The organism is Paraburkholderia sp. PREW-6R (assembly GCF_039621805.1).
Taxonomy (GTDB): domain Bacteria; phylum Pseudomonadota; class Gammaproteobacteria; order Burkholderiales; family Burkholderiaceae; genus Paraburkholderia.
Genome location: NZ_CP155074.1, coordinates 620473 through 635067, shown reverse-complemented (window position 1 = coordinate 635067; position 14595 = coordinate 620473). Strand labels below are relative to the sequence as shown.

Below are 14595 nucleotides of genomic sequence, written 5' to 3'. Positions count from 1 at the left end.
CAAAACGGGCTCTGGCGCGTGATACGATTGCTAGACTGAACGATTTCAAGCATTGAAACTGAACTGGACTCATATGACGGTTGCTACCAACGCCGAGCTGCCCGCTTCGCGCCGCCAGCCCGCCGGACGCAAGTCGCAACAGCGCGTGAAGGAGATCCTTCAGGCGGGGCGCGACGTATTCTCCGAAAAGGGTTACGAGCGCGCGACCACGGCCGAAATCGCGCAACGTCTGGGCATCTCCGAGGCGACGGTGTTCAGCTATTTTCGCGGCAAACGCGAGTTGTGCGCGCGGGTAATCGGCGACTGGTACGACGAGATCATCGAGGCAATCGAGTCGGGCTTGCCGCGCGAGGGCACCGTGCGTCAGCAGTTCGCGTTTATCGTGCGTACCCATTTACGGCTCATGCTCGTGAACGGCACGGATCTATGCGCACTGGTGTTGTCCGAAGGACGCGCACGCCATCATGAACTGAGTGAGGCGCTCGTCGAATTGCAGCGCCGCTACACCGCACCGTTGATGCGCGTCCTCGCACAGGGACAGGAAACCGGCCAGGTTCGTACCGATATGCCGCTGCGTCTGTTGCGCTCGATGGTGTTCGGCCCGATGGAACACGTGCTATGGGACGCCACGCTCGCGAACCGGCATATCGATATCGACGCGACCGCGGGTCAGCTGATCGACGTGCTGTGGGCCGCGCTTGCGCCGCCCAATGCCGCACTCGGCGCGTTGCAGCAATTCCGCGCGGAAGTGGCCGAAGCCAATCGCCGGTTCGAGGAAGCGGCGCGCAACGGCGCAGAGGGCACGGCCGACCACGCGTAGCCGCCGCGTTCGTCGAACTGCTGTTCAACGCCTGAAAACCGGCTACTCTACGGCTTCCCTTTGCATGACTTTCAAGGAGAAGCCTGGTGCCGAAAAAAAAGCCCGCGACAATCCGGATCGGTATAGGCGGCTGGACTTACGCGCCGTGGCGCGGCACCTTTTACCCGTCCGATCTCACACAAAGCCGCGAACTTGAATACGCGAGTCAACACCTGTCGTCGATTGAAATCAACGGCACGTTCTACGGTTTGCAGAAGCCCGCGAGTTACGAGAAGTGGTATCAGGAAACGCCCGACGATTTCGTTTTTTCACTGAAGGCGCCGCGCTACGCGACCAATCGCAAAGTACTCGCCGATGCCGGTGAAACGATCGAGCGTTTTCTCGCGAGCGGCCTGTTGCTGCTCAAACAAAAGCTCGGGCCGATCAACTGGCAATTCGCGCCGACCAAGAAGTTCGATCCCGACGATTTCGAAGCGTTTCTGAAACTGCTGCCTTCGAGTGTCGAAGGACAGAAACTGCGACACGCCCTTGAAGTCCGTCACGACACGTTCAAGACGCCGGAATTCGTCGCGCTGGCCCGCAAATACAAAGTGGCGGTCGTGCTCGCCGGCGACAGCGACTATCCGCAGATCGCCGATCTCACCGCGCCGTTCGTGTACGCGCGCATCATGGGGACGACCGACAAGCAGGCCAACGGGTACTCGACCAAAGCGCTCGACACCTGGGCCGAACGCGCGCGCCAACTTTCATCCGGCGCCACGCCGGACGATCTGGAAACGACTGCCTCCGCGCCAGCAAAAGCCGTGGCGCGCGACGTCTATCTGTACGTGATCAGCGGCTTCAAGGAACGCAATCCGGCCGCTGCCATGGCGCTCATCAAGCGCATCTGAGCGTGTTGCTCCGGCCGGCACGCGCGAGTGTCATAATCCCGGCGAGTCACTCACGCAGCACGTCCACAGTCATTTCATGCGGGCCGCGAGGCCCGCTCTTCATTCAGGTCCGGGAGAATATTTTGAGCGCCATCGACAATCCTTTGCACGATCGGGAAGTCGGCTCGGCCGACGCCACCCGGGACACCACGCGCATCGACGATGTGCGGATCGGCGCAGTCCGTCCGCTGATATCGCCGGCACTGCTGCAGGACGAATTGCCCGTGCCGGAGCCGGTGCAAACGCTCGTCGAGAAAACGCGCGCGGAAATCGCCGACATCCTGCATGGCCGGGACGATCGCCTCGTGATGATCGTCGGCCCCTGTTCGATTCACGATCACGACCAGGCAATCGACTACGCGCGCAAGCTGAAAGTTGCCGCCGACACCTATCGCGACGATCTGCTGATCGTGATGCGCGTGTACTTCGAAAAGCCGCGCACGACCGTCGGCTGGAAGGGCTATATCAACGACCCGCGTCTTGACGGCAGCTTCCGTATCAACGAGGGTCTGCGTCTCGCGCGGCAATTGCTGCTGGATATCAACGGTCTTGGCCTGTCCACCGCCACCGAGTTTCTCGATCTGCTGAGCCCGCAATATATTGCCGATCTGATCGCGTGGGGCGCCATTGGCGCACGCACGACCGAGAGCCAGAGCCACCGTCAACTGGCGTCGGGGCTGAGCTGCCCAATCGGCTTCAAGAACGGCACCGACGGCGGCGTGCAGATCGCCGCGGATGCCATTGTCGCCGCGCGAGCGAGCCATGCATTCATGGGCATGACCAAGATGGGCATGGCGGCCATCTTCGAAACGCGCGGCAACGGCGATGCGCACGTGATCCTGCGCGGCGGCAAGCAAGGGCCGAACTACGACCGCGCATCAGTGGAGGCGACCTGCGCCGCGCTGCGATCAGCGGGCTTGCGTGAGCAGGTGATGATCGACTGCTCGCACGCGAATTCGGGCAAATCGCATTTGCGTCAGATCGAGGTCGTGCAGGATATAGCGCAACAACTGTCGCAGCGCGAGCGCCGGATTGTCGGCGTCATGCTCGAAAGTCATCTGGAGGAAGGCCGTCAGGATCTGAAAGCCGGAGTGCCGCTACGCTACGGCGTATCGATCACGGATGCCTGCGTGAGCTGGGCACAGACCGAACCGGTGCTCGACACGCTGGCCGATGCCACCCGCAAACGTCGCGCGGGCTCAGCAACGGAAAACCTATAAACGCGATGCACACGCGCCGCACCCGCCGCCGGACGGTTCACCATCCGAGGTGGTGCAGCACGTGATTCCTTACGCCCGAGGCATCGCACTGCGCGCGCCGAGGTGGCATGCAAGCATGCTCCGACGCAAGGCGCGTGGCATTACGAAGCGTTGACCGCTTCCTTGAACGCCTTGCCCGCCGTGAACTTCACGGTCTTGGCCGCCGCGATCTGGATCTCGGCACCCGTCGACGGATTGCGGCCCACGCGTGCTGCGCGCGCGCCGGTCGAGAAAGAACCGAAACCGACCAGTTGCACCGTATCGCCACCCACAACGGCTTTTGTTACCGCTTCGACGATAGCGTCGATGGTCTGGCCGGTGGCCGCTTTGCTCTCGCCCGTTGCTGCGGCGACTGCGTCAATCAGTTCCTGTTTGTTCATAGCACTTCCCGTATGGTAATCATGGAACCGGCGCTACATCTGTTGCGCCGGGACCGACACACTAACGCATAGGCGCGCATTCGCGCAAACCTTGGGTGTAAGCCGTGTATCACCCGCCCACAGCCAATTTGACGTTTTTTACGTGCAAAGTGCCATAAGAAACGCGTGCTTACGCGACTCAAGCGGTCCAATACGGCAATCGGCCTATCACAATCCGTTGCAATTTCAGTGCTTTAGCACGGCCAACCGCAACCCGTTCGGGCATTTTTACTATCGTATGCGGGTTCAGGAAGCCGTTTCAATGACCCGCCAACACCGTTCATTAAAAGAATTCGGGAGGATAAAAAAGATGAATTTTCGCCTTATTGCAACATACATCTCGCTTATTGCCGTGCCGCTCACCGCGTTCGCCGCCGACGATATGGGCTGCGCGCCGCTCTCCGGCGCAGTCAATTCCCAAGGGTTGCACAGCTTCAAAGTGCGGGACGGTGAACCCGTGGACCTCGTCGCCGGGACAAAAACCGTGCACGGCACCCTGCACGTTTTCGGTGATGGCGGCGTCTTTCGCGCGTATTGGCAACCGGCTGACAGCCAGGAAAAATACGTGCTGGCCACCGCGGGAGTCGACTCGGTCCGCCTCGTCTCGACCCCGCCGCAAGGCACCCCCGTCACGAATGGCGACCCCGGAACCACGCTCGCGCCACAACACGTGCTGTCGTGCCCGACACTTTGAACGACACTTTGAACGACACTTTGGACGCCGCTTCGAGCAGGCGGTGACGCCTGTTCACCGCGGGCTGGCGTCCATCGGCCAGTTTGACCGCAACCTTCCCGCATGACCGGATCGCGGGCCCGCACGGGCGGCGCCCACTGACCATCAACGGCGAATACCCATTATTTCAACTTCCAACGCCCTTCAGGTCGCGTCGCGTCAGCCGATATACAAAGCTGCGTGTGCTGCGCAAACGTTAAGGAAGGAACATGGTCGGGCTTGGGAAATTGAGGAAAACGCTGTCTGTCGCGGAAGGCGACCCCGAACTCGTGCGTTCGCAACTCGAAGCGTCCGTCAGCCAGGTGCCGTTGCTCTACTTCATTTTGCTGGTCAACACGGCAACGGTTGCCATCACGCATCTCCATTGCGCGCCGGCCTGGCTTTCCATCTATATTCCAGCCGCGCTGAGCCTCGCGTGCATGGTTCGCTGCATGCGGTGGTGGCGCGCCCGCAAGCATGTACTGACACAGACGCAGGCCATGCCCGAACTGCGCAAGCTGAACTGGCTCGCCGCGCTTTTCGGCGTCGCATTCAGCGCGTGGTCGCTCATGCTGTTTCCGTACGGCAATGCTTACGACCAGGCGCAGGTCGCGTTCTACATGGCAACGACCGTGGTGGGATGCGTGTTCTGCCTGATGCATCTGCGCACTGCGGCGCTGCTGCTGCTATCGATCGTCATCCTGAGCTTTTCGACGTTTCTGGTTTTTACCGGGTACCCCGTTTTCATCGCGATGGCAATCGACATGACGCTGGTGGGCTTCGCGCTTTCCTTCATCATTCAGATGTACTACCAGACCTTCGCCGACGTGGTCCATGCGCAGCGTGAACTGCAGGCAAGCCAGCAAAAAACGCAGCGGCTGAGCGACGACAACTTCCGTCTCGCCAGCATCGACAGTCTCACTGATCTGCCCAACCGGCGCAGCTTCTTCGCGTCGCTACGCGCCCTCTCAGAGGAGGTGCTCGGCAGCGGCGGCGGCTTTAACGTCGGCCTGATCGATCTGGACGGCTTCAAGCAGGTCAATGACATCTACGGTCACGCGTGCGGCGATCTCGTGCTGCAGGAAGTCGGCCAGCGGCTCACCGCGCTCGCCGAACCGGGCATCTTCTTCTCCCGGCTCGGCGGCGACGAGTTCGGGGTGCTCGCGCAACATCGCCTCGCGAAAGACACACTGATGGCGCTCGGCAAACGTATCTGCGACGCGTTGAGCCAACCGTACCGCGTGGGCGGCAATGTTGCGGAACTGTCGGGAACGATTGGCTGGGCTGCGTTTCCGGAAGCCGGCGCCACGGTGGCGCAGGTATTCGAACGCGCCGACGCCGCGCTGTACGCCGGCAAGGAAGGCCAACGCGGAATGCCCGTGATTTTTTCGAGCGAACACGAAACGCGCATTCGCCGTTCGAGTCTCGTCACCCAGGAACTGCGGCACGCCGATCTGGAAGCGGAACTCTTTCTCGAATTCCAGCCGATCTACGACGTGCTCGCACAACGCACGATCGGGCTGGAAGCATTGGGCCGCTGGCACAACGCGCGGCTCGGCGACGTGAGTCCCGACGAATTCATTCGGATTGCAGAGCGTACCGAACTGATTTTGCGCATGACGGAAATCTTGCTGCGCAAAGCGCTTGGCGAAATGTCGCGCTGGCCTTCCACGCTTTATCTGTCATTCAACCTGTCCTCGATCGACATTTCAACTTCGGCACGCGCGCGCCGTCTGATCGACATCGTGGCCGCGAGCGGTGTGTCGCCGCACCGCGTGTCGTTCGAGATCACGGAGACCGCGCTGACGCGCGACTTCGAGCAGGCGCGCCGCTCACTCACGACGATCAAGAAAGCAGGCTGCCGGGTGTCGCTCGACGATTTCGGTACAGGCTATTCGAGTCTGAGCTACGTGCACCGGCTGCCGTTCGACACGATCAAGATCGACCGCAGCTTCATGACCGACGTGCACACCAGCAGCGCGTCGAAAAAGATCGTCAAATCGGTGCTCGACCTGTGCCGCAATCTCGGACTCGAGTGCGTGGTGGAAGGACTCGAAACACCGTCGCAGGCCGACGTCGTGAAAGCGCTCGGCGCACGCGCACTCCAGGGCTATCTGTTCGGCCGCCCGATGCGCGCCGACGCCGTGGCTGGGTATCTCGAAGCGGCCCATGCGGCCCATGCGGCCCATGTCGAGGGCGATCAGGCGGCCGCGGTGTCGTAATTCAGTTTGGGGTACCAGTCGCGGCCTCGCCCCCCGGGCGTCTTGTCGAGCAGCAGCCACAGCGGCATCAGATCAGGCGCGCCGCGCGGGTCCTGTCCAGGGTCAGCGGTGCTCGGCCCCATTTCCTCGGCCCAGAAATGCCGGATGGTGCCGCCCGAACGCGTGAACACGTTTAACGCCGGGTTGTCGTCGCCATCGGGGTCCTCCGCCGCGTAGTCGCGATTGAATGTGTTGCCGCCTGACGAGTAGAGCGGCAGATAACGCCAGCCCCGCTCCTGCTTGAACGCCACGAGTCTGTCGATCGGCGCGCGGCCAATCACCGCGAATCCGACCCGTTGCAGGATATCGGGCACTTCACCGTCGTAGGCGGCCAGCAGCGAACTGCACATTGGACACGGCCGGGTGCGCCGCGGCCCGAACATCCAGTTATAGGTAATCAGCGTGTCGTGCGGCCCAAACATATCCGACAGTTTGACGGGCCCGGCTTCACTTTCGAACGGATAATCCTCCGGCACCTCGCCGCCGGGCGGCAACGCGCGGCGCTGCGCGGCCACCCGTTCGATGTGGCGGCGCAATTCGATTTCCTCGGCCAGCAATTCGTTGCGGGCGCGGCGATAAGCGGCGCTTTCACCCGGGAACCGGCTCGGCGATCCGGCGAGGTCACGGGCCGGTTTGAGCGCCGGTGCGGATATTTGCGGATCAGTCATCAGCAATCTCCTTGTTGGTTGGGGAAAGGGCACGGCACCCCTTCACTACGTCGACGCGTGGCGGGCTCCGAAATCGACATGAATAACCCGATTTTTTGCTGGCCGCCGTGCAGCCCTCGCCCCGCAAAAAATCCGCACGTGAACGCGTTCGCCCGGCAAGGTATCCTTTACCCGAACCGCGCGCAGCCGACCGGCGCGCGGGTACCGACACAGCACCTGCACGGCGCGCGTCGCGCCGACCTTGGGGATGCATCATGCCGCTGCGCTTACCGCCGTTGCCCGCGTTGCGCTTTTTCGAAGCCGCCGGCCGCCATCAGAGCTTCAAACTCGCCGCCGCCGAACTGAACGTCACGCCGAGTGCGATCAGTCACGGCATCGTGGGTCTCGAACAGGCGCTCGGGGTCGAACTGTTCGTGCGCGAACCGCGCGGCATTTCGCTCACGGCGACGGGCGCCGACTATCTGTCGTACGTGTCCGAGGCGTTTTCGCTGATCGCCATCGGCACGCAGCGCTTGCCCAATCATCGCGCAAACCGGCCGGTGGCAGTCAGTTGCGCACCGACGTTTGCGTCGCGCTGGCTGTTGCCGCGCCTGGCGGAGTTTCGTGAACGCTGGCCGAACGTGAACGTGACCGTGGACACGTCGCACCGCCAGGTCGGCTTTCCCGTCGACGGTTTCGACTTTGCGATTCGCCTGAGCCGCGCGCCGGTCGCAGGCACCGGCTGGGTGCGCCTGTTCAGTGAGCGTTTCGTGCCCGTGTGCAGCCCCGCTTATCGGGCAAAACTACATGCGTTGCACGGCGCCGACGATGAAATCGACCTGCGCCACGCGACGCTGATTCACGTGAACGCCGCAAGCGAGGACTGGCAGGTGTGGCTGGAGGCAACCGGCGCGCAAGACGTCGACACGACCGACGGCCTGCGCGTCGATACGATCCAGCTAGCGTTCGAAGCGGCCAGCATGGGTCTCGGTGTCGCGCTCGGCAGGAAACCGCTGGTCGATCGCGATCTCGCAAGCGGCGCGCTGGTGGAGGCCTCACGCGCGTCGATCGACTCGACCACCGCCTACTGGCTGGTGAGCGCGGAAAATGAGGAGCGCAGACCGGAGCTGTTCGACTTCCGGCGCTGGCTGATCAGCGAGGCGCAACATGTCGAAGCCCAAACCCAAGGCTACGTCCACACGGCACCGCGCAGCGCGGCGGGTTAGCCTTGCACTGGACAGGTGAGCCGCGCTCACCTGTCGTCGAACACGTTTCCTTTGCCGCATCGGACGCCCGCTGCGACCATGTGTCAAAGGAGATCAGAACCATGTCGACAGCTCACACGAGGCGCTTCGCGCCCGCCTTCAACCAGACCACACTCGTCATCCTTGCCGGCGCGCTCATTCTGAGCGCCGCAATGGGCATCCGTCAGACTTTCGGGCTCTTTATCGGCCCGTTCTCGTTCGACCGTGGCTTGCCGGTCACGTTGATTGCATTTGCGATCGCGCTGCACAACCTCGTGTGGGGCTTCGCGCAGCCGTTCGCCGGCGCGGCCGCGGATCGGTACGGCTCGACGCCCGTCGTCGCATTCGGCGCGACAACCTTTGCAGCAGGGCTCGGCTTGTCGGCGGTCGCGCCAGGCGGCGCAACGCTGATCGTCGGCATGGGACTGCTGGTCGGAATTGGCGTAAGTTGCACGACCTTTGGCGTAGTGCTGCCGGCGGTCGGGCGGATCGCATCGGCGCAGAAGCGCAGTGTGGCGATGGGTCTCGTCAGCGCCGGCGGCTCGGCCGGCCAGGTGCTGCTGGTGCCGTTCGCGCAAGGCGTCAGGCTCCACGCGGGCATTGCTGCTTCGTTGCTCGCGCTTGCGTTTCTCATGCTGCTCGTCGCGCCGCTCGGCATGGTGCTCGACCGTCGCCCGCAAGTCGGCACGCCGGTTCAGCCACCACCCGCCGCGCCGCTTGGTCAGGTGCTTGCACAGGCGGCACGGCATCGCGGTTACCGGCTGCTGACGCTGGGCTTTTTCACGTGCGGCTTCCAGCTTGCGTTCATCGCCACGCACCTGCCTGAGTATCTGACGCTCTGTCATATGCCGCTCGGCCTCGGTGCCACTGCGCTCGCGCTGATCGGACTCTTCAACATGGCAGGCAGTTGGGGATGCGGCTGGCTCGGCGGACGCTTCCGCCAGCATCATGTGCTCGGCTGGCTATATCTGATTCGCAGCGCGACGATCGGCACGTTCTTCGTGCTGCCGAAGACCTCCGCATCCGTCGTCATCTTCGCCGCGGTGATGGGCCTGACGTGGCTCGGCACCGTGCCGCTGACGAGCGGGCTCGTCGCGAAAGTATTCGGCACGCGCCATCTCGGCACGCTGTTCGGGATGTGCTTTCTGAGTCATCAGCTCGGCTCGTTCCTCGGCGCGTGGCTCGGCGGCCTCGTGTTCGATCTGACTGGCTCGTATTCGCTGCTGTGGGAAGCGACGGTCCTCGCCGGACTCTTCGCCGCGATGCTGCATTTCCCGATCGACGACCGCGCGCTCAGCGCGCCCGGTGCCGGTTCAAAGTCGGTGAGCGCCTGAACGGCGATGCACGCGGCGTCACTCAGAGGACGATTGACGCCGCGCTTCATGCGCCGGCACCCTGCCGCGCTCACCGCTGCACTCATTGACGCGGCGGCGCCGACGCGTCTTTCGGCACGCGTCCCATCAGAAAGAACTCGTCGTTCGGACGCATTGAAATCACATTCGCCATCCGGTTCGACAAACCAAAAAACGCCGTGATTGCCGCGATGTCCCAGATGTCTTCGTCGGAAAAGCCGTGCTCGCGTAGTATCTGGAAGTCGGCGTCATCCACGGTGCCCGACGCGCGGCATACCTTCAGCGCAAAATCGAGCATGACCTTCTGACGCGCGGTGATCTCCGCCTTGCGATGATTGACGGCCACCTGATCCGCGAGCAAGGGCGCCTTTTCGTAGATCCGCAGAATCGCGCCATGCGCGACCACGCAATACAGACAGTCGTTCACCGCGCTCGTAGCCACCACGATCATCTCGCGCTCGCCTTTACTGAGGCCGCCTTCCTTGAGCATCAGCGCGTCGTGATAAGCGAAGAAAGCGCGGAACTCGTCCGGCCGGTGAGCGAGCGTGAGAAACACGTTTGGGACGAACCCGGCTTTTTCCTGCACCTCGAGAATACGGGCGCGAATGTCCTGCGGCCACTCGTCCGGGTTGGGCACGGGGTAGCGGCTGATGGGCTGTAGCGTGGCCATGCGATGTCTCCCTTATCATGTCTGTCTGTCTGTCTGTCTGTCTGTCTGTCTGTCTGTCTGTCTGTCTGTGACGATTGTAGCAACCGGGTCGCGTTTCCTCATGACGTACACAACGCGCTTTGTCTACCTGTGCTTAAATCTTCACTGCGACTCGGGCCTTGCGAACAAGCCGCTTGCATGTTCAGGCGCTCGCAGAAGCCGATAGTTCGTTCGGGAACGGAATATGCATTACGTGGGCTGTTCCCATGCCGTGCGCGCCGCGCTGCCGATCATCCATCAACGTTCATTGCATTCCCAGGAGCCCGGTTGTGTGGCACTTCCCCATTGCTATTCCGCCATCGCTCGGCGTGTGGGCCGTCTTCATGAGCGTGCTCATTACGCAGCTCGGCTTGCCGATTCCCGCTGCGCCGATGCTGATTCTCGGCGGAACGATGGCCGCCATGGGGCAAACCTCTTATGCAAGCGTGGTCTGCGCGGCAGTGGCCGCCACGCTGCTCGCCGACTCGCTGTGGTTCTTTACGGGCCGCGCGTATGGCCGCCGTCTGCTGACCTACCTGGTGCGTTTCTCTCTTTCGCTCGACACGACTGTGCGCGTTGCTCGCAATACATACGAGCGATACGGCGCGCCCATTCTGACCGTCGCGAAGTTCTTGCCGGGCCTTGGACTGGTGTCCGCGCCGTTGCTTGGCACCACCGCGATCAATGTCGGCGTATTTCTGTTATGGGATTTTGTCGGCGCGACGCTATGGGCGTGCGTCTGGGTGATTGGCGGCGCCGCGCTGCACGACCAGATCGTGCAGTTGATGCTGCTCGTGCGCCACAATGGCGGCACGATTTTCGACGCGTTTGCGGTGATCTTCGTCGTCGTGCTGGTGTATCGCTGGATCCGGCGCTGGCAATTCCGCCGCTGGCTTGCGGACGTGCGCATTTCGCCGGATCAGCTCGATGGGCTCATGAAGTCCGACGAACCCCCGCTGATTTTTGACGCGCGTCCCGCCAGCGTACGCGCGCGCGAGTCGCACCGGATCGCGGGCGCGCTGCCGCTCGACCTCGACTCACCCGAGCCCATCGATCCTGAACTGCTCAAGCGTCCGATCGTCGTGTACTGCGTGTGTCCGAACGAGGCTACGGCCAAGCGGATCATCAGCCAGTTGCATCAAAAGAACATTCATCAGGTGAAAGCGCTCAAGGGCGGACTCGACGCGTGGGAGAAGCGCGGCTACCCGGTCGAGCCGATACCGCCCGACTTCAGTACGTCGAAAGCCCACCTGATCGAGGACGAAGGCGAACCAGGCGAATACACGGTGCGCGCACGGCTTGCGAAGTAATTCGCACCGTGGACTTTCCGCGATCGGAACCCACGGCGCGAACGTGCTGGCCTAACGTCTCGCACAGCCCCCGCGCAGCCCTCGCACAAGCATCGCGAAGGTCACGCGAAAGTCAGGTGCAGGTTTAGCGCAGCCGCACCAGCGTCGATTTCAGCTCCGTATACTTTTCCAGCGCATGCAGCGACTTGTCGCGGCCGTTTCCCGACTGCTTATAACCACCGAACGGGAAGTTCATGTCGCCGCCCTCGTCGTAGCAATTGACCCACACGGTGCCCGCACGCAACTGGCGCGATACCTCGTGCGCGGTGGTCAGATTCGAAGTCCAGACGGCGGCGGCCAGCCCATACTCGCTGTCGTTCGCAATCCTGATCGCCTCCTCAACCGTATCGAAAGTGATCACGGACAGCACGGGTCCGAAGATTTCCTCGCGCGCCACTTTTGCACCTGCAGGCGCGATCTCGAAGATGGTTGGCTCGATATAGAAGCCACCCGTTTCCTGCTTGACGCGCGAGCCGCCTAACAGCAATTTTGCTTCGGCGCGGCCCGCCTCGATGTAGCCCAGCACGCGTTCCAGCTGCACGTGATCGACAATTGCGCCCATCGATGTCTGCGGGTCCAGAGGATTGCCCGGCGTATAGCTGCGTGCAGCCGCGATCAGCTTGTCGATAAACACGTCCTTGATATCGCGGTGCACGAGTAGCCGTGAACCCGCCGTGCACATCTCGCCCATGTTGTAAAAGATCGCGCTGGCGGCCGCGTTCGCCGCGCGGTCGAGGTCGGCGCAATCGGGCAACACGATATTCGGCGATTTGCCGCCGAGTTCGAGCCACACACGCTTCAGATTCGATTGGCCCGCGTACTGCATGATCAGCTTGCCGACCTGCGTCGAACCTGTGAACGCGAGACAGTCGACGTCTTCATGCAACGCCAGCAGTTTGCCTGGCTCCCCCGCGCCGGGCACCACGTTGAATACGCCCGCCGGAATCCCGGCATCCAGCGCAAGTTGCGCGAGACGAATCGCTGTAAGCGGCGACTTTTCGGACGGCTTGAGCACCACACTGTTACCCGCCGCCAACGCCGGGCCAAATTTCCACGACGCCATCAGAATCGGAAAATTCCACGGCACGACGGCCGCCACGACACCCATCGCCTCACGCGTGACGAGCCCCACCAGATGATGATCCGCGGGCGCTACCTCGCCACCGATCTTGTCGATCGCTTCCGCGAACCATTCGACGCAGTATGCCGCGCCTGGCACATCCACCGTCGTGGTGTCGGCGATCGGCTTGCCGGCGTCGAGTGTTTCGAGCAGTGCGAGTTCGTCGGCATGCTCGCGAATCGACGCGGCCCAGCGCAGCAGCACCGCTTTGCGTGCGCGAGGGTTGAGCCCGGACCACACGCCCGAATCGAAGGCCCGGCGCGCGGCAGCGACTGCGGCGTTTACGTCGGCCGCGCCGCAGTCCGCGACCCTGGCAAGGAGCTTGCCGTCGATCGGGCTCAGGCAATCGAACGTACGGCCATTCGCGGCATGGCGGTATTCGCCGTCGATAAACGCGCGGCCTTCGATGGAAAGCGTAGCGGCCTTGTCCTGCCAGAAAGCGAAAGTCTTATTCATCAGGATGCCTCATTGTTATGCGCACGGCGCACGCCGGCATTCACTGCTTGCGGGTGGCGCGTCGCGTGGCGTCGTGGCGCGTTGACGCGGAGAGACTAGAAGGTCGGCGGCGAATTGGCCGACACGATCTCGCAGAGATGCTCCCCGCTGGGATTACGAAAACGATGCGGCAAGCGGCTTTCGAAGTAATAGCTGTCGCCGGGGTCGAGCAGCCACGTCACGCCATCCACCGTCAGTTCGATCTGGCCGCTGACCACCACGCCGCCCTCGTGCCCCTCGTGCGCGAGCATTTCAGGCCCGGTGTCCGACAAAGGCTGATACACCTCGCGCAGAATGCCCATATTTCGATCTTTCACGCTCGATCCCGCCAGATAGAACTCAATCTGCTCGTTACCGAGATTCGGCATGTCGGCGCGGCGCGACACGATCGAGCGCTCCACCTCCACTTCAAATGTGAAGAACTCTGCGAGACTCATTGGTATGCATTCGAGCAGTTTCTTCAGCGAGCCGACCGACGGACTCACACGGTTCTGCTCGATCAGCGAGATCGTGCCGTTCGTGACGCCCGCCCGTTTGGCCAGTTCACGCTGGGACAGGCCGTGCTTTTTGCGGATGTACTGCAGGCGCGTGGCTACTTCTATGGACATCGCTAGGTTCTCTGAATTTGAAACGATAGTGGCGCGTGTTTGCGCGCATCAGTGCGGCACCTGCGTGCGTGCACGTGTTGAATATTCTAATCACTTTGGCTGTCGCGCCGCTGGGGGAAACCCTGAAAAATCCTGATTCGCATGAACAACGCAACGAATATTCCCACCGCACCCCCGTCCGGCCATACCCTCGGGAAAGCCCTGATCCGTCTTTTCAAAAAATGATTTGACGGCTTTATTGGCTCGTATATGCTGGTTCACAGGCGATCGTCATGCCGGCGTCACGCGGCACGAAATACGTGTTATCCGACGCAACGAACCCAGTTCGACCCGGTTCATGCGATCATCCCAGCGTCCTGTTTCTTTAAACGCCCCGCGCGATTTTCGAACAGGCCGTTCAATACTTTCAACGTCGCCAGTCGAGTGTAATCGTGAGAGTCCGAGGCCCTTTGGTGAGATGGAATCGAAGTCAGGCGAGTTGTCTTCGCACTGACGGCGCCATCGCCGACGGCAGCAACGGCAGCCTTGCGTTCCGCCGCTTTCTGTCTGTCTTCACGATCCTGTCCCGCCGTTCCGTTCGACGTCACAACTCTATCTCTGCGCGCGCCTTTATCGCCGTGCGTACGGATGAAGTCGCGTCGTTACTGCCGTAGCGCCTCCCTTCTTTTCACCGTTCGATCCGTCCGTCTGCG

The 14595-nt window shown here is 62.2% G+C and carries 14 protein-coding genes; 9 read left to right on the top strand and 5 right to left on the bottom strand.

Annotated features, from left to right (window positions below; genetic code table 11):
* The first annotated feature begins 73 nt into the window (after positions 1 to 73).
* The 3 genes from AAGS40_RS18110 to AAGS40_RS18100 all read left to right on the top strand — a co-directional run bounded on the left by AAGS40_RS18110 (position 74) and on the right by AAGS40_RS18100 (position 2969).
* The gene (locus AAGS40_RS18110; RefSeq protein WP_345816152.1) at positions 74 to 820 is read left to right on the top strand and encodes a TetR/AcrR family transcriptional regulator; all 747 of its coding nucleotides are present in this window, start codon (positions 74 to 76) and stop codon (positions 818 to 820) included.
* An 86-nt stretch (positions 821 to 906) separates the two neighbouring features.
* Complete coding sequence (locus AAGS40_RS18105) at positions 907 to 1710, top strand: DUF72 domain-containing protein (RefSeq protein WP_345816151.1); 804 nt, start codon at positions 907 to 909, stop codon at positions 1708 to 1710.
* Between the two features lie 122 nt (positions 1711 to 1832).
* Positions 1833 to 2969, top strand: coding sequence for a 3-deoxy-7-phosphoheptulonate synthase (locus AAGS40_RS18100; RefSeq protein ID WP_345816150.1), 1137 nt, complete (start codon positions 1833 to 1835; stop codon positions 2967 to 2969).
* 140 nt (positions 2970 to 3109) lie between these two features.
* Here the strand turns inward: AAGS40_RS18100 and AAGS40_RS18095 are convergent, their stop codons facing one another.
* Positions 3110 to 3388 carry an HU family DNA-binding protein gene (locus tag AAGS40_RS18095; RefSeq protein WP_006049832.1) on the bottom strand — a complete coding sequence of 93 codons (279 nt, stop codon included), beginning with the start codon at positions 3386 to 3388 and terminating at the stop codon, positions 3110 to 3112.
* A gap of 349 nt (positions 3389 to 3737) precedes the next feature.
* Here AAGS40_RS18095 and AAGS40_RS18090 point away from each other — a divergent pair, with 349 nt between their 5' ends.
* Both AAGS40_RS18090 and AAGS40_RS18085 read left to right on the top strand, forming a co-directional pair.
* On the top strand, positions 3738 to 4121 hold the full coding sequence (locus tag AAGS40_RS18090) for a hypothetical protein (protein WP_345816621.1): 384 nt from the start codon (positions 3738 to 3740) through the stop codon (positions 4119 to 4121).
* A 248-nt stretch (positions 4122 to 4369) separates the two neighbouring features.
* Entirely contained in the window at positions 4370 to 6361 is a 1992-nt protein-coding gene (locus tag AAGS40_RS18085; RefSeq protein WP_345816149.1) for an EAL domain-containing protein, read from the top strand.
* Here AAGS40_RS18085 and AAGS40_RS18080 read toward each other — a convergent pair.
* The gene (locus tag AAGS40_RS18080) at positions 6340 to 7068 is read right to left on the bottom strand and encodes a DUF899 family protein (protein ID WP_345816148.1); all 729 of its coding nucleotides are present in this window, start codon (positions 7066 to 7068) and stop codon (positions 6340 to 6342) included. The two genes, AAGS40_RS18085 and AAGS40_RS18080, sit on opposite strands and share 22 nt — an antisense overlap.
* Before the next feature lie 254 nt (positions 7069 to 7322).
* On the opposite strand from AAGS40_RS18080, the gene AAGS40_RS18075 reads away from it, so the two are divergent.
* Together AAGS40_RS18075 and AAGS40_RS18070 are read left to right on the top strand one after the other, a co-directional pair.
* A complete protein-coding gene (locus tag AAGS40_RS18075) occupies positions 7323 to 8273 on the top strand; it encodes a LysR substrate-binding domain-containing protein (protein WP_345816147.1) in 951 nt (316 codons plus the stop codon).
* Positions 8274 to 8374: 101 nt separating this feature from the next.
* Entirely contained in the window at positions 8375 to 9625 is a 1251-nt protein-coding gene (locus AAGS40_RS18070) for an MFS transporter (protein ID WP_345816146.1), read from the top strand.
* An 82-nt stretch (positions 9626 to 9707) separates the two neighbouring features.
* Here AAGS40_RS18070 and AAGS40_RS18065 read toward each other — a convergent pair whose 3' ends face one another.
* Entirely contained in the window at positions 9708 to 10313 is a 606-nt protein-coding gene (locus AAGS40_RS18065) for a peroxidase-related enzyme (protein WP_345816145.1), read from the bottom strand.
* A 308-nt stretch (positions 10314 to 10621) separates the two neighbouring features.
* Between AAGS40_RS18065 and AAGS40_RS18060 the strand changes: the two genes are divergently transcribed.
* Positions 10622 to 11641 carry a VTT domain-containing protein gene (locus tag AAGS40_RS18060; protein WP_345816144.1) on the top strand — a complete coding sequence of 340 codons (1020 nt, stop codon included), beginning with the start codon at positions 10622 to 10624 and terminating at the stop codon, positions 11639 to 11641.
* A gap of 124 nt (positions 11642 to 11765) precedes the next feature.
* Here the strand turns inward: AAGS40_RS18060 and AAGS40_RS18055 are convergent, their stop codons facing one another.
* Together AAGS40_RS18055 and AAGS40_RS18050 are read right to left on the bottom strand one after the other, a co-directional pair.
* Positions 11766 to 13256: an aldehyde dehydrogenase gene (locus AAGS40_RS18055; RefSeq protein WP_345816143.1), complete on the bottom strand. Its 1491-nt coding sequence runs from the start codon at positions 13254 to 13256 to the stop codon at positions 11766 to 11768.
* Positions 13257 to 13351: 95 nt separating this feature from the next.
* Positions 13352 to 13903: a cupin domain-containing protein gene (locus AAGS40_RS18050; RefSeq protein ID WP_345816142.1), complete on the bottom strand. Its 552-nt coding sequence runs from the start codon at positions 13901 to 13903 to the stop codon at positions 13352 to 13354.
* Between the two features lie 449 nt (positions 13904 to 14352).
* Between AAGS40_RS18050 and AAGS40_RS18045 the strand changes: the two genes are divergently transcribed.
* Entirely contained in the window at positions 14353 to 14556 is a 204-nt protein-coding gene (locus tag AAGS40_RS18045) for a hypothetical protein (RefSeq protein ID WP_345816141.1), read from the top strand.
* Positions 14557 to 14595 lie beyond the last annotated feature (39 nt).

What these genes read in the sequence shown, in the direction of transcription:
- AAGS40_RS18095 (WP_006049832.1), bottom strand. Translation starts at nt 3,388, where the DNA reads ATGAACAAACAGGAACTGATTGACGCAGTCGCCGCAGCAACGGGCGAG.
- AAGS40_RS18085 (WP_345816149.1), top strand. Translation starts at nt 4,370, where the DNA reads ATGGTCGGGCTTGGGAAATTGAGGAAAACGCTGTCTGTCGCGGAAGGC.
- AAGS40_RS18050 (WP_345816142.1), bottom strand. Translation starts at nt 13,903, where the DNA reads ATGTCCATAGAAGTAGCCACGCGCCTGCAGTACATCCGCAAAAAGCAC.
- AAGS40_RS18080 (WP_345816148.1), bottom strand. Translation starts at nt 7,068, where the DNA reads ATGACTGATCCGCAAATATCCGCACCGGCGCTCAAACCGGCCCGTGAC.
- AAGS40_RS18075 (WP_345816147.1), top strand. Translation starts at nt 7,323, where the DNA reads ATGCCGCTGCGCTTACCGCCGTTGCCCGCGTTGCGCTTTTTCGAAGCC.
- AAGS40_RS18065 (WP_345816145.1), bottom strand. Translation starts at nt 10,313, where the DNA reads ATGGCCACGCTACAGCCCATCAGCCGCTACCCCGTGCCCAACCCGGAC.
- AAGS40_RS18055 (WP_345816143.1), bottom strand. Translation starts at nt 13,256, where the DNA reads ATGAATAAGACTTTCGCTTTCTGGCAGGACAAGGCCGCTACGCTTTCC.
- AAGS40_RS18070 (WP_345816146.1), top strand. Translation starts at nt 8,375, where the DNA reads ATGTCGACAGCTCACACGAGGCGCTTCGCGCCCGCCTTCAACCAGACC.
- AAGS40_RS18090 (WP_345816621.1), top strand. Translation starts at nt 3,738, where the DNA reads ATGAATTTTCGCCTTATTGCAACATACATCTCGCTTATTGCCGTGCCG.
- AAGS40_RS18110 (WP_345816152.1), top strand. Translation starts at nt 74, where the DNA reads ATGACGGTTGCTACCAACGCCGAGCTGCCCGCTTCGCGCCGCCAGCCC.